General features: G+C 26.4%; 23 protein-coding genes and 1 other RNA gene. 11 read left to right on the forward strand and 13 right to left on the reverse strand.

The features are described 5' to 3' along the window. Positions 1–44: 44 nt before the first annotated feature. A complete protein-coding gene (rsfS, locus tag H0H60_RS02110; protein ID WP_185862536.1) occupies positions 45–356 on the reverse strand; it encodes a ribosome silencing factor in 312 nt (103 codons plus the stop codon). 120 nt (positions 357–476) lie between these two features. Here rsfS and H0H60_RS02115 point away from each other — a divergent pair, with 120 nt between their 5' ends. After that, a complete protein-coding gene (locus tag H0H60_RS02115) occupies positions 477–1,244 on the forward strand; it encodes a biotin--[acetyl-CoA-carboxylase] ligase (RefSeq protein WP_185862537.1) in 768 nt (255 codons plus the stop codon). Here H0H60_RS02115 and yidC read toward each other — a convergent pair. Together yidC and H0H60_RS02125 are read right to left on the reverse strand one after the other, a co-directional pair. After that, complete coding sequence (yidC, locus tag H0H60_RS02120; protein ID WP_185862538.1) at positions 1,241–3,043, reverse strand: membrane protein insertase YidC; 1,803 nt, start codon at positions 3,041–3,043, stop codon at positions 1,241–1,243. The genes H0H60_RS02115 and yidC overlap by 4 nt on opposite strands. Further along, the gene (locus H0H60_RS02125; RefSeq protein ID WP_185862539.1) at positions 3,040–4,674 is read right to left on the reverse strand and encodes a CTP synthase; all 1,635 of its coding nucleotides are present in this window, start codon (positions 4,672–4,674) and stop codon (positions 3,040–3,042) included. Before H0H60_RS02125 ends, yidC begins: the two co-directional genes overlap by 4 nt. A gap of 112 nt (positions 4,675–4,786) precedes the next feature. Between H0H60_RS02125 and ffs the strand changes: the two genes are divergently transcribed. Next, positions 4,787–4,888: signal recognition particle sRNA small type (gene ffs, locus H0H60_RS02130), an RNA gene on the forward strand. Positions 4,889–4,944: 56 nt separating this feature from the next. Next, positions 4,945–6,171 carry an ATP-dependent Clp protease ATP-binding subunit ClpX gene (clpX, locus tag H0H60_RS02135; protein ID WP_185862540.1) on the forward strand — a complete coding sequence of 409 codons (1,227 nt, stop codon included), beginning with the start codon at positions 4,945–4,947 and terminating at the stop codon, positions 6,169–6,171. Positions 6,172–6,185: 14 nt separating this feature from the next. Here the strand turns inward: clpX and obgE are convergent, their stop codons facing one another. From obgE to lpdA, 3 genes are all read right to left on the reverse strand, one after another. Continuing rightward, the gene (gene obgE, locus H0H60_RS02140; protein ID WP_185862541.1) at positions 6,186–7,187 is read right to left on the reverse strand and encodes a GTPase ObgE; all 1,002 of its coding nucleotides are present in this window, start codon (positions 7,185–7,187) and stop codon (positions 6,186–6,188) included. Beyond that, positions 7,187–7,765, reverse strand: coding sequence for a nucleoside monophosphate kinase (locus H0H60_RS02145; protein WP_185862542.1), 579 nt, complete (start codon positions 7,763–7,765; stop codon positions 7,187–7,189). The genes obgE and H0H60_RS02145 overlap by 1 nt, the downstream gene beginning before the upstream one ends. Positions 7,766–7,840: 75 nt before the next feature. Next, complete coding sequence (lpdA, locus tag H0H60_RS02150; protein WP_185862543.1) at positions 7,841–9,229, reverse strand: dihydrolipoyl dehydrogenase; 1,389 nt, start codon at positions 9,227–9,229, stop codon at positions 7,841–7,843. A gap of 126 nt (positions 9,230–9,355) precedes the next feature. Here lpdA and fsa point away from each other — a divergent pair, with 126 nt between their 5' ends. Continuing rightward, positions 9,356–10,012, forward strand: a complete 657-nt coding sequence (gene fsa / locus H0H60_RS02155) for a fructose-6-phosphate aldolase (protein ID WP_185862544.1) — start codon at positions 9,356–9,358, stop codon at positions 10,010–10,012. On the opposite strand, the gene H0H60_RS02160 is transcribed toward fsa, so the two are convergent. The 5 genes from H0H60_RS02160 to H0H60_RS02180 all read right to left on the reverse strand — a co-directional run bounded on the left by H0H60_RS02160 (position 10,009) and on the right by H0H60_RS02180 (position 12,846). Next, on the reverse strand, positions 10,009–10,320 hold the full coding sequence (locus H0H60_RS02160) for a hypothetical protein (RefSeq protein WP_185862545.1): 312 nt from the start codon (positions 10,318–10,320) through the stop codon (positions 10,009–10,011). The two genes, fsa and H0H60_RS02160, sit on opposite strands and share 4 nt — an antisense overlap. Further along, positions 10,317–11,000, reverse strand: coding sequence for an outer membrane protein assembly factor BamD (locus tag H0H60_RS02165; RefSeq protein ID WP_185862546.1), 684 nt, complete (start codon positions 10,998–11,000; stop codon positions 10,317–10,319). The genes H0H60_RS02160 and H0H60_RS02165 overlap by 4 nt, the downstream gene beginning before the upstream one ends. Before the next feature lie 27 nt (positions 11,001–11,027). Then, positions 11,028–11,543 carry a ferritin gene (locus tag H0H60_RS02170; protein WP_185862547.1) on the reverse strand — a complete coding sequence of 172 codons (516 nt, stop codon included), beginning with the start codon at positions 11,541–11,543 and terminating at the stop codon, positions 11,028–11,030. Next, on the reverse strand, positions 11,533–12,438 hold the full coding sequence (dapA, locus tag H0H60_RS02175) for a 4-hydroxy-tetrahydrodipicolinate synthase (RefSeq protein ID WP_185862548.1): 906 nt from the start codon (positions 12,436–12,438) through the stop codon (positions 11,533–11,535). Before dapA ends, H0H60_RS02170 begins: the two co-directional genes overlap by 11 nt. Positions 12,439–12,573: 135 nt before the next feature. Then, the gene (locus tag H0H60_RS02180) at positions 12,574–12,846 is read right to left on the reverse strand and encodes an RNA recognition motif domain-containing protein (protein WP_012821568.1); all 273 of its coding nucleotides are present in this window, start codon (positions 12,844–12,846) and stop codon (positions 12,574–12,576) included. 214 nt (positions 12,847–13,060) lie between these two features. Between H0H60_RS02180 and pncB the strand changes: the two genes are divergently transcribed. From pncB to groL, 7 genes are all read left to right on the forward strand, one after another. Next, positions 13,061–14,245, forward strand: a complete 1,185-nt coding sequence (gene pncB, locus H0H60_RS02185) for a nicotinate phosphoribosyltransferase (RefSeq protein ID WP_185862549.1) — start codon at positions 13,061–13,063, stop codon at positions 14,243–14,245. Between the two features lie 79 nt (positions 14,246–14,324). After that, positions 14,325–15,737, forward strand: a complete 1,413-nt coding sequence (miaB, locus tag H0H60_RS02190) for a tRNA (N6-isopentenyl adenosine(37)-C2)-methylthiotransferase MiaB (protein WP_185862550.1) — start codon at positions 14,325–14,327, stop codon at positions 15,735–15,737. Positions 15,738–15,755: 18 nt separating this feature from the next. After that, positions 15,756–17,036 carry a sigma-54 interaction domain-containing protein gene (locus H0H60_RS02195; protein WP_185862551.1) on the forward strand — a complete coding sequence of 427 codons (1,281 nt, stop codon included), beginning with the start codon at positions 15,756–15,758 and terminating at the stop codon, positions 17,034–17,036. Next, positions 17,026–17,493, forward strand: a complete 468-nt coding sequence (locus tag H0H60_RS02200; RefSeq protein WP_185862552.1) for a hypothetical protein — start codon at positions 17,026–17,028, stop codon at positions 17,491–17,493. The genes H0H60_RS02195 and H0H60_RS02200 overlap by 11 nt, the downstream gene beginning before the upstream one ends. 9 nt (positions 17,494–17,502) lie before the next feature. Then, positions 17,503–17,733 (forward strand): preprotein translocase subunit SecG, encoded by a 231-nt coding sequence (secG, locus tag H0H60_RS02205; RefSeq protein WP_185862553.1) that lies wholly within the window; start codon positions 17,503–17,505, stop codon positions 17,731–17,733. A gap of 123 nt (positions 17,734–17,856) precedes the next feature. Beyond that, positions 17,857–18,135: a co-chaperone GroES gene (locus H0H60_RS02210; protein ID WP_185849640.1), complete on the forward strand. Its 279-nt coding sequence runs from the start codon at positions 17,857–17,859 to the stop codon at positions 18,133–18,135. Between the two features lie 49 nt (positions 18,136–18,184). After that, positions 18,185–19,825, forward strand: a complete 1,641-nt coding sequence (gene groL, locus H0H60_RS02215; protein ID WP_185862554.1) for a chaperonin GroEL — start codon at positions 18,185–18,187, stop codon at positions 19,823–19,825. A gap of 62 nt (positions 19,826–19,887) precedes the next feature. Here the strand turns inward: groL and H0H60_RS02220 are convergent, their stop codons facing one another. Together H0H60_RS02220 and H0H60_RS02225 are read right to left on the reverse strand one after the other, a co-directional pair. After that, on the reverse strand, positions 19,888–20,367 hold the full coding sequence (locus tag H0H60_RS02220) for a KdsC family phosphatase (RefSeq protein WP_394366731.1): 480 nt from the start codon (positions 20,365–20,367) through the stop codon (positions 19,888–19,890). 97 nt (positions 20,368–20,464) lie between these two features. Next, positions 20,465–20,854 carry a DUF3276 family protein gene (locus tag H0H60_RS02225; protein ID WP_185849643.1) on the reverse strand — a complete coding sequence of 130 codons (390 nt, stop codon included), beginning with the start codon at positions 20,852–20,854 and terminating at the stop codon, positions 20,465–20,467. Between the last annotated feature and the right edge of the window lie 54 nt (positions 20,855–20,908).

The raw sequence follows: 20,908 nt of genomic DNA on the forward strand, positions 1-20,908 counted from the left end.
TTTCTTCATTATATTTAAATATAAATCAAGCATAGCTATAAATTTTATGTCCAAATATTTTCTATGTTATAATATAATCTAACTTGTTTTTGAAAAATATGTACAACAATAGAAACATAGTCTATCAATATCCATTCTCTATTTTTTAACCCTTCTGTATGCCAAGGTTTTTCTTTTAACTTTTCAAGTGTAATCTTTTCTATGGATCTATATATAGCATAAACTTGATTTTGAGATTCCCCATTACAAACGACAAAATAATCACAAACAAAATTATTTCTATTTTTTAAGTTTAAAACAGAAATATCTTTACCTTTTACCATTTGAATCCCTTCTATAATATTTTTTAATAGCAAAACGGATTTTTTTTAGTAGAAATATTCTAGTAATTTACTTGTTAAGTATTTTTTTTAAAACTCAAAAACAAAAATAAGGTTTTCACTTTAAAGAAGTTAAATTTTTCGACATAAAATATTTTGAAAAGATTTATTTGGCCAATATATTTAATTTTTCTACAAAAAGTAGATTCTACTAATCAATACATAAAAAGAAACATTTCAAAATGGATAAATAATTGGACTATTATTTTGTCTACGCATCAAACAAATGGAAAAGGAGTCGGTAAAAATTTTTGGGAAACAGAAAAAGGAAAAAACTTAACTTTTAGCATTTTTTTTAAATCGATTCCATTATCAATAGATAAGGGTTATATAGTGAATATGATCATAAGTAATGCTATTCATAAAATTTTATTTACTTACAGTAAATCCATTTGGATAAAATGGCCTAATGATATTATTCTAATTAACAAAAAAATAGGAGGAATACTAATTGAGAATAAAGTTCTTTATAAAAAAATACATACAACAATTATTGGAATAGGACTAAATGTCAATCAATTAACATTTGATTCTAAACTTCAAGCTTCTTCTTTAAAAAAGATTCTTAACAAGGATTTTAAATTGGACAAATTATTTTATGATATAATTTATTCCATACAAAAAGAATATTTTATTTTTACGATTTACGGAGAATCGTATATAAGAAGTTATTATGTAAGTCATCTTTATATGAAAGATAAAACCTCTTTTTTTTATGTGAGAAAAAATCTTCATTGTGACATAAATGGATATACTAAAGGTATTATTCGAAATATAACAAAAAGAGGAAATTTAGTGATTGAATTTAATAAGAATAAAAAATTTTTTTTCTTTTCTCAAAAAGAAGTACAATTTATTTTTTAATAATCAGAAATTTTTTCCATTCTCTTCTTTTTCATGATTTCTTTTATTCTATATTTCCAATAGTAGTGTTTTTTTGGTTTGTTTTTGTTTTCTTGAATTTTTTGACGAATTTTATTTTCATCTAACAGAAATTTTTTAATAAAAAAAATTAAACCAATGTTGATTATATTGGATATAAAATAATAAAGAGAAAGTCCAGATGCATAACTATTTATAAATAATAACATTATAATAGGCATTAAATATAATATAAAAGGCATGTCAGAAGGGTTGTTCTTATCATTTCTGCTTACGCCTACATCATTACTTAATTTTGTATAAATGAGAAGAGCAAATGAATACAATAGTGTGAGTAAACTTACATGATTTCCATAAAAAGGAATAGAAAAAGGTAACTCTAAAATAGAATCATATGAGGTAAGATCATCTACCCATAAAAAAGATTTTCCTCTGAGATTAATCAAAGTTGGAAAAAATTTAAACAAAGAGTAAAAAATAGGAATCTGAAATAAAGCAGAAAAACATCCAGACATAGGATTTATTCCTGCTTTTTGATATAGTTCCATTACGGCTCTTTGTTTTTTTAATGGATCAGAATTCCTGAATTTATTATTAATCTCATCTATTTCTGGACGAATTAATTTCATCATAGCACTCAATTTATATTGTTTATAAGTAATTGGTGATAATATTAATTTTACTACAATTGTCATTAAAATAATAATTAATCCATAATTCAAATTTGTTTTTTCTAAAAATTGAAAAATTACTAAAAAGAAATATTTATTAATCCATTTTAAAAAACCCCAACCAAATGGAATAATATTTTCGATTTTTTGATCAAATTTCTTTAATAAAGAAAAGTCTAAAGGTCCAAAATATAATTGAAAAGGAATATTTATTTCTTCATGTTCTTTTATCTTTAATAAAATATTAGATTGAATTTTTTTCAAAAAAATTCCTGAAGAAAAATTTTCAGAATGTATAAAGAAATCTCTTAAAGGTTTTTTTGGTATAAAAATTGTCGCAAAAAATTGTTGTTTATGAGCAATCCAATTCAAATCAGATATATTTCTTTCTTCTGACTTTTTTTCGGATAATGACTGAATCTTAAAATGAGAATTTTTATTATGAGAATAATAAACTTGTGTATATGTATTTTCCCAATTTCTATCTTTTTCTAAGGAAAAAATTTTTTGTTCTAAATTAATTGAAATGTTTTTATTTGTAATAACGGATAAATTGACTGTTCGTATATGAAAACCTATATGGTATTGTAAACCTTTACCTAAAGTATATATATGATCGATAAAACCCATACCGTAAGGATTACGAGCTCTCATTACAAGAATTATAAATTTGCCTCGTTTATGAAAAAAAAAAGGATGAAAATATAAGGAGTTTGTAGTTATTTTAGAATGTTTTTTATTAGAAGTTACCCAAAAAACCATTCTATATAAAAAACTAGAATCTTTTATTAAGTAAAGATTTTTATTATGTGATAGATGAATAAAATCATAGGCCTTATATTTTTTTAAAAAAACTTCATCTATCATTCCTCCTAAACTAGAGATTCTTAGTCTTAAAACTTCATTTTCTAAAACACAATCATTTTTTGATTTTTTTTTTGAACCAAAGAATGGTTTATTAAATAAGGAAACTTTCTTTTCTATAAATTTATTTGAATTTGATATGGAATCCTTATCATTATATGTGTTAAAGTATGTAAAAACAGTTAAGATTAACAATATAAGAAATAAACCAATTGTAGAATTATAATCCAAATTTTTATCCTTCATACATAATGATAATTCTGAGAATCAAATGATTTATAATTTTTAGAAATTTGTACAAAATAAGTAAACAATGGATGAGGATGAGCCACTGTGCTATTATATTCAGGATGATACTGAACTCCTAAGAAAAAAATATGATTATCCAATTCCATAGCCTCTACTAAACCAGTTTCAGGATTTATTCCAACAGCTTTCATCCCAGCATTAGAAAAACTTTCTAAATAAGCGTTATTAAATTCATATCTATGACGATGTCTTTCCAAAATTTCTTTCTTTCCATAAATAGAAAAAATTTTAGATTTCTCTATTAATGAACATTTCCAATCTCCTAAACGCATCGTTCCACCTTTTTGCGTTATATTTTTTTGTTCTTTCATTAAATTAATAACTGGATGAGATGTATTTGGATTAATTTCAAAACTTTCTGCTTCTTGTATTTTTAATACATTTCTAGCGAATTCTATTACTGCAATCTGCATTCCCAAACATATTCCTAAAAAAGGAATTTCATTCTCTCTGGCATACTTTACTGCTAATATTTTTCCTTCTATCCCTCGATTACCAAATCCAGGAGCAATTAAAATTCCAGAAATACCCTCAAAATATTCTTTTATATTTTTTTCTTTGATCATTCCGGAGTAGATCCATTTTATATTGACATAAATTTCATTTTCGGTTCCAGCATGTATTAATGCTTCTGTAATAGATTTATACGAATCATGTAAAGAAACATATTTTCCAACTAAAGCTATTTTTATTTCATATTTAGGATTTTTATATTTCTTCAAAAAAACTTTCCATCTATTCAAATCTGGAGTAATTAGAGTGGATAAATTTAAATGATTTAAAACTACTTTATCAAAATTTTGTACATGTAACAAACATGGAATATCATAAATAACTTTAGTATTGATAGATTCAATCACATGCTCTGGTTTTACATTACAAAATAAAGCTAATTTGTTGCGAATACTTTTTGATATATGTTTTTCTGTTCTGCAAACCAAAATATCTGCTTGAATTCCATTTTCCATTAAATTTCTAACAGAATGTTGTGTAGGTTTTGTTTTTATTTCTCCAGTTACCGATATATAAGGTAATAAAGTTAAATGAATAACTAATCCGTTGTATTCTCCTAATTCCCATTTTAATTGACGTACAGTTTCAATATAAGGAAGAATTTCTATGTCTCCTACCGTACCTCCTATTTCAGTAATAACAATATCATAATCATTAACTTTACCAAGTTTTTTAATACGTCTTTTAATTTCATTAGTTATATGTGGGATCACTTGCACAGTTTCTCCTAAATAATTTCCTTTTCTTTCATTATCAATAACAGTTTTATATATCATCCCAGATGTTACATTATTATTTTTCGTTGTTGGTTGATCTAAAAAACGTTCATAATGACCTAAATCCAAATCGGTCTCCGCACCATCTTTAGTAACGAAACATTCTCCATGTTCATAAGGATTTAATGTTCCTGGATCTATATTGAAATAAGGATCTAACTTTTGAATTGTGACTTTGTAACCTCTATGTTTTAATAACATTCCTAAAGAAGCAGATACGATCCCCTTTCCCAATGAAGAAGTTACCCCTCCTGTAACAAAAACATATTTTGTTTTCATAAAAAAAAATGTTGTGAAACAACCTATCAGTATTTTCCAATAACAAATTGGTGTCAATTTGAAAACTGAATAAGAAAGAATTTATAATTTTTTTTTATATTTGCCAAACTTGGAGCAAGTTCTACACAATCAGCTCCCTATGAAACCCTCCAGGGTGGGAACACAGCAAAGGTAATTAGGTTGCAGCGATGTGATGTAGATTCGCTTGCTCCTTTTTGTTATTTTATTTATCATTCAATAATGATATATAGGATCTTTATATAAAGATTTATGGAAGATTCATTGAAATGTAATTTTTGTGGAAGAATAAGAAATGAAATCACTTTTCTCATATCAGGTGTAAATGGTCATATTTGCAATTTTTGTATAGAAAAAACATACTCTATAATTCACAGGAGATTTTCTGTAGAAAAAGAAAAAAATAATATTGAAGAAAAAAAAACAATAGAAATAAAAAAACCTAAAGAAATAAAAAAATTTCTAGATAAATATGTTATAGGACAAAATGAAGCAAAAAAAGTCATATCTGTAGCTGTATATAATCATTACAAACGTATAATCTCTTCCAATAAAGAGGAAAACAATGATGTGGAAGATGTAGAAATAGAAAAATCTAATATCCTATTGATAGGAAATACAGGAACGGGAAAAACATTACTCGCTAAAAGTATTTCCAAACTTTTAAAAATTCCATTTACTATAGCAGATGCTACAGCATTAACGGAAGCAGGATACGTAGGAGAAGATGTAGAATCTATTTTAACTAGATTATTGCAATCAGCAAATTACGATGTAAATACCACGGAAAAAGGAATTGTATTTATAGACGAAATTGATAAAATATCAAGAAAAAAAAATAATCCATCTATCACTAGAGATGTATCTGGAGAAGGTGTACAACAAGCTTTACTAAAAATATTGGAAGGATCAATTATTAACGTTCCTCCACAAGGAGGACGTAAACATCCGGATCAAAAAATGATACCGATTAATACAGAAAACATATTATTTATAGCTGGAGGCACCTTCGATGGAATCGAAAACATTATATCTGACAGGATTCATCAATTTTCTATAGGTTTTATTAATCACAATAAAAAAAATAAAAATGAAAAAAATTTTTTAAAAAATATCACCGCTCATGATCTAAGAAAATTTGGATTGATTCCTGAACTTATAGGAAGATTCCCTATTATTACTCACCTGAATTCATTAGACAAAATAATGTTAAAGAAAATATTGATAGAACCAAAAAATGCTTTAATCAAACAATACAAAAAACTATTCGATTTAGATAAAATATCTATCAATGTTACAGATGAAGTTTTAGACATTATAATAGATAAAACCCTTGAATTAGGTTTGGGAGCAAGAGGTTTACGTTCTTTCTGTGAAAAAATATTTGTAGACTATATGTTTAATATAGAAGAAATAAATAAGAATCAAATATTAAACATAGATAAAGAAATTGTTATAAAAAAATTCAATGGCTTGTAATCTTTTTATAATCTTCATAATTTGTTATATTTATTTCTCTTAATACAATTCCATAATTTTTTCTTTAACTCAAGAATTCCCTCACTTGTAAAAGAAGAAATAAAAATAATATTTTCTTTTAAAGAAAAGAATTTTTCTCTTATTTGATTTTTTGTTCTATTATCAATTAAGTCTGATTTAGAAATACATAATAAACGTTTTTTACTTAATAATTTTGGATTAAATTTATTTAATTCATTTAATAAAGTCATATATTCCATTTCTTGATTTTCTACGTCTGCAGAAATTAAAAATAACAAAATCAAATTACGTTCTACATGTCTTAGAAAATCATGTCCTAATCCTTTACCTGATGATGCATTTTCTATGATTCCTGGTAGATCAGCTACTGTAAATGAATCATAATTCATTTTAACTATTCCTAAATTTGGAATCGTAGTAGTGAAACAAAAATTACCTATTTTTGGTTTTGCTTTTGTAATTTTGGAAAGTAAAGTAGATTTTCCTGTATTAGGATATCCAATTATACCAACATCTGCTAATATTTTCAATTCCAGAATTATCCAATTTCCATTAGTCATTATTCCAGGTTGTGCATAATAAGGAGATCTCCTTGTAGAGCTCTTAAAAAAAGCGTTTCCTTTTCCACCTATACCTCCTCGAAACAAAATTTTTTCTTGATGATCTACAGTAATTTCTACTAGAAGATTTTGATTAATATCTTTAACTATAGTACCTATAGGTACTTCTATGAATAAATCTTTACCGCTAGCTCCGGTCAAATTATTTCTTTTTCCTGGATCTCCAGAATCTGCAATCCAATGTTTTTTGTATTTTAAATGAAGAAATGTATGAATATGAGAATTACCTCGTATAATAATATCTCCACCCTTTCCCCCAGATCCTCCATCAGATACTCCATTCATATTATTATATTTTTGGAAGTGTATTGCACCTTTTCCTCCATTTCCACTTTTACAGTAAATTTTTATAATATCTATGAAATTTTCTTTCATCAAAAAAATTTCAGAATTTGACCTTCAATAAAAAGAGATATATCTTCTATAGAAGATGAAGCATTAACTTTTACAAAAACATTTTTCCATTTTTCTTCATTCCAAATACATGCAGTTACTCTTTTATATTCTTCTATCCTTCTTTGAACAGTAATAATATCCGTATCATCATCACGATAACTTTTTCTTCCTCTGTTTAATAATCTATTAATTAACAAGTTTTTTTCAATAGAAAAATTAAAAATCACATCTATTTTTCCTATAGATTCTTCTTTTAATATTTTCTCTAAAGAAAAAACCTGATTTTTTGTTCTAGGATATCCATCGTAAATAATCCCATTAGATGAGATATTCTTTTTTATTTCTACATTTAACATATTAGTGGTGATATGATCAGGAACTAACAATCCTTGATTAAGATAATAATGGACTATTTTTCCCAAATTTGTTTTGCACTTTATATGATGTCTAAACATGACACCAGTAGATAAATGAACAAATCCAAATTTTTTTTTTAAAATTATTGCTTGAGTTCCTTTTCCACATCCTGGTGGACCAAATAATACTATATGTATCATAATAACATATGAATCTTAAATACTTAAAAAAAAATGCGAGATAGGGGGGAATCAAATTTTGTAAATTAGTATTATTTATAAATGAATAGCTTTTCCATAAGCATGAGCAATAGATTCTAAAATAGATTCACTTAATGAAGGATGAGGGTGAACAGATGTCATTATCTCATGATTGGTAGCTTCTAATTTTCTAGCAACAACAACTTCGGAAATCATATCTGTCACATGATTTCCAATCATGTGACAACCTAACCATTCATCATATTTATCATCAAAAATTACTTTAACAAATCCTTCCGTATTTCCATCACAAACAGATTTTCCGAGAGCACTAAAAGGAAATTTTCCTATTCGAATTTGGTATCCTTTTTCTATAGCCTCTTTTTCGGTATAACCTACTGATGCTATTTCAGGTAAACAATAAACGCATTTAGGAATATTATTATAATCTATTTTTTGAGGATTTAATCCTTTTATATTTTCTATACATACAATAGCTTCATGTGATGCGACATGAGCTAAAGATGGCCCTTCTATTACATCTCCAATAGCATAATATCCATTGACATTAGTTCTATAATTTTCATCTACAACAATAAAACCTCTTTTAGTACAAATTCCTATTTCCTCTAATCCTATAAATTCAGTATTAGACACCGTGCCAACAGCAGAAATAACTATATCTGCTTCTAGAACAAAATTTTTACTAGTAGTATGAATACTAGCTAAAACCCCTTTATTAGTACAATTTATTTCTTTTATGAAAGAAGAAACATAACATTGAATTCCTATTTTATCAAAAGAAGATTTTAATTGATCAGATATTTCTTCATCTCCATTTGGAAAAAGCTGAGAACATTGTTCTATGATGGTTACTTTAGACCCCATAGAATGATAAAAATAAGAAAATTCTAATCCAACAGAACCAGATCCAATAACAATTATTTTTTTAGGTAAAAAAGAAAGAGATAAAGCTTCTTTATATCCTATTATTTTCTTTCCATCTTGTGGAATTTTTTTGTCTACTCTAGACCTCGAACCCGTAGCTATGATAATATGTGAAGCGTAACATTCTTCGACTTTTTCTCCATTTCTAAAAATTTCAATTTTTTTTCCATTTTTTAACTTAGCATTTCCATAAATAACATGAATTCCATTTTTTTTCATCAAAAATGATAGACCATTTCTCATTTTATCCACTACTTGTCTACTTTTAGATATAATTTTAGAAAAATTAATTTCTATTGGATTATTTATTCCAAATAAATCCTTATTCTCTTTCACACGTTGCAAGTTTTTAGCAGTATTTAAAAGAGATTTAGTAGGAATACAACCCCAATTTAAACATATGCCACCTAAAGAATCTTTTTCAATCAAAGCTGTTTTCATTCCTAACTGTGCAGCACGTATGGACGCCACATAACCTCCAGGTCCACTTCCCAAGATAACAACATCAAAATACATAATACTTATGTCATTCAATATAAAAAAAATATAAATTTACAGATTTTTATTTAGTCAATTTTTAATAAATTTCTAAGAAAAATATAACTTTTTTTTCATAAATTTGTCATTTCGTGTTTTACAATTATGAAATTTTTTATAGATACAGCTAATTTAGAAGAGATTAAAAAAGCTAAAGCATTAGGAATATTAGATGGAGTCACAACTAACCCTTCTTTAATATCTAAGGAATCTCTTGATAAAGAATCGATAATGGATCACTACATATCCATTTGTAATCTTTTAGAAGATGAAGAAGACCTTAGTGCGGAAATAATTAGTACAAATTATGTAGATATGATTCAAGAAGGTGAAAAACTCTCACTTTTACATCCAAAAATTGTAGTTAAGATTCCTATGTGTGAAGATGGAATTAAAGCTATAAAATTTTTATCAAAAAAAAACATCAAAACTAATTGTACTCTTGTTTTTTCAATAGGACAAGCTATTCTAGCAGCAAAATCTGGATCCTATTATGTATCGCCATTTGTAGGAAGATTAGATGATATATCACATAATGGATTGTCTTTAATAAAAGATATTAAGATGATTTATGATAATTTTCATTTGAAAACAAATATTTTAGCCGCTTCAATACGTCATCCATTACATATTACAGAATGTGCTAAGATTGGAATTCATGCCATTACTTCTCCTTTAAATGTTATATGTAATCTTATACAACATCCACTTACAAATATAGGATTAGATAAATTTTTGAAAGATTATAAAAACAAGTTTTAATTGATTTTTATTTTCTCGTCTAACAAATACTGAATGGAAATAGAAGTAGGCTTTGGAAGCCTTTCATAAAATATAGAAAGATTTATTTGTTCTTTATTCTCAAAAATTTCATCTAAATTATTTTTATTCATAAGATTAAATTCTTCTAATTTTTTATCTAAATCTTCTTTAATCTCACAATTAATTTTTTCACTAACTTTCTCCAAAATACAAATAGTTTCATATATATTTTTATTAGATTTTTTTTCCAATTCTATACGATCTATAGTGACTGTGTCCATCGGAGCTTTAATTTCTTTGAAATTCATAATTTTAATAATTCTTTATAATATGTTTTCAGTTTTTTTATATTGGAATAAGAATCAGGATATAATTTTATATATTTTTGATAGACATCAAAAAAATCTAAAGCTTTTTCTTTGTTTACTGCCATTTTATATGTAATAATGCAAATTTTGTATAAAGCTTTTTCTTTATAAATACTTTTTGGATGTTTTTTAATAAAATCTTTAAAGTAAACTAAAGCAGCCTTATATTTATGCATAAGAAAATAAGTATTAGCTATATAATAATCTCTTTTTTCAATTTTTTTGATCAGCTTGACTATAATATTCTTAACTTCTTGTATTTTAGGACTATTAGGGTATTTTGTAATAAATTGATTTAGAGTATCAATAGCCGCATAAGTTTTTGTCTGATCTAAATTAAAATCCAATGAATGGATGAATTCATTTAATCCACGTTTAAATAAACGATTTTCTTCCGAATTATGACCATAAGAATTAGAAGAATCTTTTTTTGAAAAAAAATTCCAATTCTTGAAAACATTTTTCAATATTGAAATTTCATTTTTAGAAAAATGAGGATTATAAGGGTTACTATGAAAAAAATGAGGGTAAATATGATTATCAGAATTTTTTAATACATATTGATCTTTGTAACAACCAAATATTATAAATAATGATAAAAAAATTATTTTTTTATTCATGATTCACATGATGTTTTCATTTCTTAATTAAGTAAGATGAAAATTTTTTATATCCCGATCAAATAAATATAATCCCGCTTTGTCTTTTTCAACTAATTTAATCTTATCTAAGATCATTTTAGTCAAAGCTTCTTCTTCTATTTGTTCTTCAACAAACCATTGCAAAAAATTATAAGTAAAATAATCTCTTTCTTGTAAAGACAACTCTACTAAAGAATTAATTTCTTTAGAAATTATTTTTTCATGTTCAAATAATTTTTGAAATAATTCTTTTAAAGAATCGTATGAAATATCATCAATAATAGGAAAATATTTTTTTTCCATAAGAATATCCGCGTATCCTCCTCTTTTATTAATATATCTTATTAATTTTAACATATGTTTTCTTTCTTCATCTGAATGATCATATAAAAAATTACAGATCCCCTCTAAACTTCCATGTTGATATTCCACCCAAGATGCCATAGATAAATATAATTGAGAGGATTCTAATTCTCTATTTAATTGTTTTTTTAAACCTATCTGTACTTTTTCACTGAACATGATTTATATTATTTTTTTGATTTATAAAATTTAAATGATTTTGTATTTTTTTCTTTAAAAGAGAAGTCCCATTTATTAATGGTAATCTCACATAAGAATTACATATGTTTAGAAGACTTAATAAAGTTTTAATTCCTGTTGGGTTCCCTTCTTCATAAATAAGTTCAATCATATTAATAATTTTATAAAAAATAGAGAATGCTTCTTGAACCTTATTTTCTTTGGCTAAAGACACCATTTTAGATATTTCTTGTGGAAATCCTTGAGCAATTACTGAAATAACTCCATCTCCACCTCCTAATATAACAGGTAAAGTAATAAAATCATCTCCTGATATTAAACTGAAATTACTTGGTTTTTTTTCGATAATTTTATAAGATTGTAAAACGTTTCCAGAAGCTTCTTTTATACCTATTATATGATCAAAATCATTAGCTAATCTGATAACTGTATCTGGAAGAATATTCGATCCAGTTCTCTTAGGTACATTATAAATAATGATTTTAGCATCGGTATTATTAACAATAGATTTAAAATGCTGATATATTCCTTCTTGAGAAGGTCTATTATAATATGGAGAAACAGAAAGAATTGCAGAAAAATCGTTCAAATCTATATTATTTATCTTTTCTATAATATCTTCTGTATTATTCCCCCCTACTCCTAATATTAAGGGGAGTTTTGTATGATTAATATTTTTAACACATTCAATTATATTTTTTTTTTCTTCTTTTTTTAAAGTAGACGTTTCGGCTGTAGTACCTAATACTACTAAATAATCCACTTTATTTTCTACGACATGTTTTACAATTTTTTCAAGTCCTTCGAAATCAATTTTTCCATCTCTTTTAAAAGGAGTAACCAACGCTACACCTGTTCCATATAATTTTTTCATATATTAGTTTACTACATTTGGTATAAATATCGTTGTTATTTCATATTGAGAAATCATTCACTCTTTATTTTTTTTCCATATAATAATAATAAAAACAGATGTAGACGTAGATAATAAAGAATAGATATAGAGGGTTTAATAGTCTTTTTTCGCTCTTGGTCTCGCTGCAGAAACAATAATATTTCTTCCCATAAATTCTGTTCCATTTAGTTTTTCTATGGCTTGTTTTGCATTCTCTTCATTAGACATCTCTATAAATCCAAAACCCTTGCTTCTTTTATTGGATGTAGATTCATCAAAAATAATTTTCGCATGGGTGACTTCTCCTATAGATTCAAAATATTTTTTTAATTCTTGTTCTGTCATCTCATAAGATAAATTTCCAACGTATAATTTCGTGTTGTCCATATTAAAAATAAATTGTTTTAAAAGCAAATTTAGAGAAATATTTTTTCTAAAAAAGAAAAACATCCTACTTAAACAAGTTTTTTAATTCTATAAAAAAATACTATTCAAATTAAATTAATGTTCACAAAAATTTATTGAAACTATCAAATATTTTATCTTAAAAAAAAGAAGAAAAAAAATTTTTTAAGAATTCCAAAGAATGCACTTGATGAAAATGAAATATTTTCCTATTATATGGTCTTTATTAGACAATGATTTTTATAAATTTACCATGCAAAATGCCATAATAAAATTATTTCCTTATGCAAAGGCAAAATATGAATTGATTAACCGGGGAAAACATTCTTTTCCAAATAATTTTGCAAATATTTTAAAAGGTTATCTCAAAAAAATGGCTCACCTAAAATTATCAAATAAAGAAAGAATTTATCTAGAAAAAAATTGTCCCTATTTAGATTCTTCATACTTAGATTTTTTAGAAAAATATCAATATAATCCAAAAGAAGTTAATATATCTCAGAATGGAAAAAATATACAAATTCATATAGAAGGATTATGGAGTAGAACTATTTTATGGGAAGTACCTTTAATGGCTACAATATCTGAATTATATTACTATTTAACAGGAGCAAAACGTATTTCTGATAATGAAATTATTTTTATAACAAGAAAAAAATTAGCCAAATACAAAAAGTTGAATGTTAAAATCGGTGAGTATGGAACAAGAAGAAGATACTCTTATGAAGTCCAAAAAATAGTCTTAAAAATTTTAAAAGAAGAAGGAAATCCTTTCTTTATGGGAAGTAGTAATGTTCACCTATCCAAAATTTTTTCCATAAAACCTCTTGGAACACATGGACATGAATGGATCATGTTTCATGCAGCTAAATATGGGTTTAATATAGCGGATCGAATAGCTATGGAAAATTGGTTAAATATATATGGAAAAAATCTAGGAATCGCTTTGTCCGATACATATACTTCCTCCGTGTTCTTCCAAAATTTCGATAAAAAACTAGCAAATATTTTCGAAGGAATTAGACATGATAGTGGAAACCCTATTTCATTTATTGATGAAACCATCAAACATTACAATAAATTTAATATAAATCCTCTACAAAAAAAGATTATATTTTCTGATAACTTAGATCCATATAAAGTAGCTAATATTTCTTCTTTTTGCAAGAAAAGAATCGATTCATTTTTTGGGATAGGTACTAATTTTACAAATGATGTAGGACAGCCGTCTATGAACATAGTCATTAAAATGGTAAAAGCTTTACCAGAAAAAAAATGGATCTCCGTTGTTAAACTCTCTAATATAGAAGAAAAATCTACAGGAGATAAAAACATGATTTTTTTGGCTAAAAAAATTCTTCATTTATCATCCAAAAATTAAGGATATTTTTCAATTATGACATAATGACATTTTATTTTTTTACCTTTATTATAATCATTTAAATAATTTTATAAATGAGATGAAAAAAATTTTTCTTAATACCTTAAAGACTCCATTTTTTTATATAGAAAACTACGGTTGCCAAATGAATGTATCTGACACTGAAATAATAGTTTCAATTCTATCGGAAAATGGATTTTCATTAACAAATGATTTAAAAAAGGCTCATATAATCCTACTGAATACATGTGCAATACGAAAAAAAGCAGAACTATCCATTAAAAAAAGATTAGATAATCTGAAATATTTAAAATCAAAAAATCAAAAAATTCCATTATTTGGTATTCTAGGATGTTTATCAAAATCAGAAAAACATTTATTTTCAAACTTGATAGATTTTTCTGTAGGTCCAAATTCTTACAAAAAGATACCTGATATCATTCGTTTAGTTATGATAAATGATAGAGAAAAAATAAAAAAAATTCTATCATTTGAAAATCAAAACGAAACATATGAAAATATTAGTCCTTCTCCATATACAAAAAAAATAACTACTTTTTTAAGCATAACAAGAGGATGTGATAATATGTGCACATTTTGTATAGTTCCTTTTACAAGAGGAAGAGAAAGAAGCAGCAGTCCATATTCTATAATTAAGGAATGTGAAAAATTATACGAAAATGGATATAAAGAAGTGACTTTATTAGGTCAAAATGTTGATTCTTATCTTTGGGTTGGTGGAGGGTTGTTAAAAAAACAGATAAAAATAGATAAAGATAATAATAACGAAAAAGCCGTTGATTTTTCAAATCTTTTAGATTTATTAGCTTCAGAAATACCCTTTATGCGAATTCGGTTTTCTACGTCTAATCCTCATGATATGTCTGATAGAGTTATAGAAGTTATTTCAAAACATTCTAACATATGTAAACATATTCATTTACCAGTTCAATCAGGAAGTAATAAAATATTAAAACTGATGAATCGGAAATATACTCGTGAAAAATATCTTTCTTTAATACATAAAATTAGGTCTATAGTGCCTGAATGTTCTATTTCACATGATATTATAACAGGTTTTTGTCATGAAGAAGAAGAAGATCATTTAGAAACTATTAGTTTAATGAATGAAGTAAAATATGACTATGGTTATATGTTTTCTTATTCTCCTAGACCTGGAACCTATGCATACAAAAAATTAAAAGATAATGTTCCAGAAAATGTAAAAAAAAGAAGATTAAAAGAAATTATTGATTTGCAAAGAATTCATTCTTTTTTTCGAATGAAAAAATATTTGGGAACAATACAAGAAGTTTTAATAGAAGGAAAATCCAAAAAAGACAATCAAAATTGGTATGGACGAAATACACAAAATATTGTGGTAGTTTTTCCAAAAAAACTATCAAAAATAGGAGAAATAGTTTTTGTGAAAATAACGAATTGTACATCTGCTACATTAATAGGAAGAATAGATGATAATGAAGATAAATAATAAAATCCATCCTAATACATGGAATCTATTCACAATGTAAAACAAAAATTTAGTATTGTTGGAAATGATTATGCTTTACATAGAGCATTAGAAAAGGCTATTCAAGTAGCACCTACAGATATTTCTGTATTAGTTATTGGAGAGAGTGGAGTAGGAAAAGAATTTATTCCAAAAATTATTCATCAATTTTCTTGTAGAAAACATCATTCTTATATTGCTGTAAATTGTGGAGCTATTCCAGAAGGAACAATTGATAGCGAACTATTTGGACATGAAAAAGGATCTTTTACAGGTGCAACAAGCATGCGTAAGGGGTATTTTGAAGTGGTGAATGGTGGAACTATTTTTTTAGATGAGGTTGGCGAGCTTCCTTTAACTACACAAGTTCGTCTTCTTAGAGTTTTAGAATCTGGTGAATTTATGAAAGTAGGATCTTCTGAAATACAAAAAACGAACATACGTATTGTCGCTGCTACTAATTTGAATATGATAGAATCTATTCAAAAAGGAAAATTTAGAGAAGATTTATATTATCGTCTAAATACTGTACAAATTAATGTACCACCCTTACGTTTTCGTAAGAATGATATTAAATTATTGTTTAAAAAATTTTCTAATGATTTTGCTGAAAAATATCACATGCCTCCAGTCAAACTTACTGAAGAAGCCTTTAAGTATTTAGAAAATTATCCTTGGCCTGGAAATATTAGACAATTGAAAAACTTAACAGAACAAGTATCTGTCGTTGAAAAAAAACGTGATATATCTATAGAAAAATTAAAAGAATATCTCCCAGAAAATATTCCTTCTTTATCTATTTCTAGTTCAAATAATGAACAATTTTTTCATGATTTTTCGAATGAAAGAGATTTTATTTATAAAGTTTTGTTTGATATGAGGAAAAATTTGAATAATCTAAAAAATTTAACCTTACAATTGATAAAAAGTCAAAACAATGCTAATAATAATTTTTTAGAAGAAAATCAACAACTTATGGAAAAAGTTTTTGGAAATATGATTAATACATCGAACAATCCTGTCAAATCTATAATGGAAGATTCTATATTCAGATTAGAACATTCCTATAAATCGTCTGAAAATGATGATCTTGATTATGAAGAAGTAGAAGAAGATGCTACTAATAAAAATGAATCAAATACTTTTTCCTTACAGAAAAGAGAAATAGAATTTATTCAAAAAGCTCTAAAAAAAAATAATGGAAAAAGAAGAAAAACAGCTAGAGAATTAGGAATTTCAGAAAGAACATTATATAGGAAAATCAAACAATATGGTTTGTAAACAAATCCTGATTATTTTTGTTACTAGTTTTATTGTATTTTATAATCATGTTTATTCCGAGAAAGAGAAAACAATAGAACTTGGAAACTTTTCGGAAGAAATAAATATTCCAGGAATGTCTGTTTCTTTTGAATTGAAAAAAAATTTGGAGGATTATATCCTTTTGCATAATCCTTTGAGCTTAGTTTTAAAAAATGGAGATATTCTTTTAGAAGGAAAATTCACTGATTATAAAATACACTCAATAAAAAATCATCCATTGAAAATAATTGAAATAAAAGCAAAAATTTTTTTTATAGATAAATCAAATCCAGAGAAAAATTGGACTCAAGATTTTGAAATTATAGAGAATGTTTCTCATGATGAAGCTTCTTTTATAGATAATTATCATATAATAGATCAAATTAAAAAAAATTTTGTAGTTAAATTGTACAATAGAATATTTAATGATTGGTAAAAAAAGCTAATGTATTCAACCATACTTATTGGATTTTTTATTATTCTAACATGTTTATTTCTTATTGGGATAATTTTAATCCAAAATCCTAAAAAAGGACTTATTTCTCAATCTTTTATGGAGAAAAATTTTAGATTTTTTGGAATAAAAAGAACTAATATTTTTTTGGAAAAAATAACTTGGATTTTATCTATTATCATCTTATTTCTAACTTTATTTTTCAATCTTTTATTAAAGTAGAAATAAAAAATATGTCATTATGGCATTAAATTTTATATAATTGTATAAAAATTCAAATTTTTTTTATTTGGCATGTTTTTGGCTTTGAACGATTAAGTATCGTTAACCTTAAAAATTATAAATATGGTGGAAGTAAAGATTAAACCTTTAGCAGATCGCGTTTTAGTACAACCTGATCCTGCTGAAACAAAAACAGCTTCAGGTATTATCATTCCTGATACCGCAAAGGAAAAACCACAAAAAGGCACTATAATAGCAGTTGGAAATGGAAAAAAAGATGAACCTATGATCCTAAAAGAAGGAGATAGAGTTTTATACGGAAAATATTCAGGAACTGAACTGAAATGGGAAGGTGAAGAATATCTTATTATGAGAGAGTCTGATGTTATAGCTATTATATGATTTTAGGATAATAAATCCACAAAATTATAACTATAAAAATATAAAAATTATGGCAAAAGATATTAAATTTGATATTGAAGCAAGAGACAAGTTAAAAAAAGGGGTAGATGCATTGGCTAATGCTGTTAAAGTAACTTTAGGACCAAAAGGACGTAATGTAGTATTACAAAAATCTTTTGGAGGTCCTCAAGTAACCAAAGATGGAGTTACTGTTGCTAAGGAAATAGAATTAGAGGATCCTATAGAAAATCTAGGAGCACAAATGGTTAAAGAAGTAGCATCTAAAACAAATGATGTTGCAGGAGATGGAACAACAACTGCTACTGTGTTGGCCCAAGCTATTGTGAGAGAAGGATTAAAAAATGTGGCTGCTGGAGCTAACCCTATGGATTTAAAAAGAGGAATAGATAAAGCTTTGGAAGTCGTTATTTTAGATTTAAAAAAACAATCTAGAGAAGTTGGAGGAAATACAGAAAAAATTAAACAAGTAGCTTCTATATCTGCCAATAATGATGAGAAGACTGGTGCATTAATAGCAGATGCTTTTGAAAAAGTAGGAAAAGAAGGAGTTATTACTGTAGAAGAAGCTAAAGGGACAGATACATCTGTAGATGTGGTTGAAGGTATGCAATTCGATAGAGGATATCAATCTCCTTATTTTGTTACAAATACCGAGAAAATGATCACAGAATTTGATCAACCACAGATTCTTTTGTCTGATAAAAAAATAGCTGCGATGAAAGATTTGCTACCTATATTAGAGCCTGTAGCACAATCCGGAAAACCTTTATTAATTATTTCAGAAGAAGTGGAAGGAGAAGCCCTAGCAACATTGGTTGTTAATAAAATACGTGGAACATTGAAAGTTGCGGCAATCAAAGCACCTGGTTTTGGTGATAGAAGAAAAGCGATGTTAGAAGATATTGCTATTCTTACAGGAGGAACCGTAATTTCAGAAGAAACGGGTAGTAAACTAGAAGATGTCAAACTTAACATGCTAGGAAAGGCAGAAAGAGTTATTATTGACAAAGACAATACAACTATTGTTAATGGTGGTGGAAGTAAAAAAGATATAAGAGCACGTGTTGATCAAATCAAAGCTCAAATAGAAACTACTACATCAGATTATGATAAGGAAAAATTGCAAGAACGTCTTGCTAAATTGGCAGGAGGTGTTGCAGTTCTTTATGTAGGTGCAGCATCTGAAGTGGAGATGAAAGAGAAAAAGGATCGTGTAGATGATGCATTGAATGCCACTCGTGCAGCTGTTGAAGAGGGAATTGTAGCAGGAGGAGGTGTTGCACTAGTTCGTGCCATAAAATCATTAGATCATATTTTTGGAGAAAATCCAGATCAAGATACTGGTATACAAATAGTTAGAAGATCTTTAGAAGAACCTTTACGTCAAATAGTAGCTAATGCAGGTGGAGAAGGATCTGTTGTAGTAGCTAAAGTTTCTGAAGGAAAAGGAGATTTTGGTTATGATGCAAAAATTGGAGAGTATAAAAATATGATAGCAGAAGGAATTATTGATCCTACTAAAGTAGCTAGAGTAGCATTGGAAAATGCAGCTTCAGTATCTGGAATGTTATTAACTACTGAATGTGTTGTTACAGAAATCAAAAAAGAAGAAACAAATGCTCCTCCAATGCCTGGAGCTGGAGGTGGAGGAATGGGTGGAATGATGTAGATGATAAATCTAAAATAAAATAAAAAAAATAGTGTCATAAAAAAGCAGACACTATTTTTTTTTTAAAACCAGTTTTTTTGTATTTTTAAAGTTTGTTCAATTACATCTCTTACACATCCTTTTCCGCCTTTTTTTGGCGAAATATATTTAGATATCTCTTTAACTTCTTGAACAGCATCTATTGGAGAACATGGCAATGCAACAGATTTCATGATTTCTATATCTGGAATATCATCTCCCATATATAAGATACTATTTTTGGGAATATTCAAAATGTGACAATATTCATCTAAATATTTCTTTTTATTATCAACCCCTTGGTAAATATGACGAATATTTAAACCTCTTAAGCGTCTAAAAACCATTAAGTCTGACCCTCTTGTTATAATACATAAATTATATCCTTTCTTTTTCGCTAGTTGCATAGCATATCCATCTTTAGCGGACATTTGACGGACCATATTTCCATCAGGAAATAGATTTAAAGTACAATTTGTTAATACCCCATCAACATCAAATATAAAAGTATTAATATTATTCATTATATTCCTATAGTTATCCATAAAAGACCCAATTACTAAAAAAAATGACTTAAAAAATCGCTATAAATAAACTATAAATAATAATGAATGAATACTATTATATATCTTCAAAATCAATATTCGTGAATTTTTTCGCTTCTGATGTTTTTTTTTGTGCATCTTTAATTTCTTGATTAAAAGCATGATTTTTGAAATCTTTTTGATGACGTTCCGAGATCACTTCTCTCCCTTTTTCATTAATGATAAATCGAATCATATCATCCAATATACTCTGAAACTTAGAAAAATCTTCTTTATACAAATAAATTTTATGTTTTTTGTAAGTGACTTCACCAGTTTCAGAAAAATTTTTCTTACTCTCAGTTATAGTTAAATAATAATCTCCTGCTCTAGTTTCTCTTGCATCAAAAAAGTACGTACGACTACCAGTCTTTAGAGTACGTGAACAAATTTCATTTCTTTCTTTAATATTTTCTTTTTCGTCCATTTCAATCAATATTAATATTCCTAATTGAGCAAATCTAAATAAAAAAAATGGTCT

The sequence above is a fragment of the Blattabacterium cuenoti genome, from assembly GCF_014251735.1.
GTDB classification, from domain to species: Bacteria; Bacteroidota; Bacteroidia; order Flavobacteriales; family Blattabacteriaceae; genus Blattabacterium; species Blattabacterium cuenoti_C.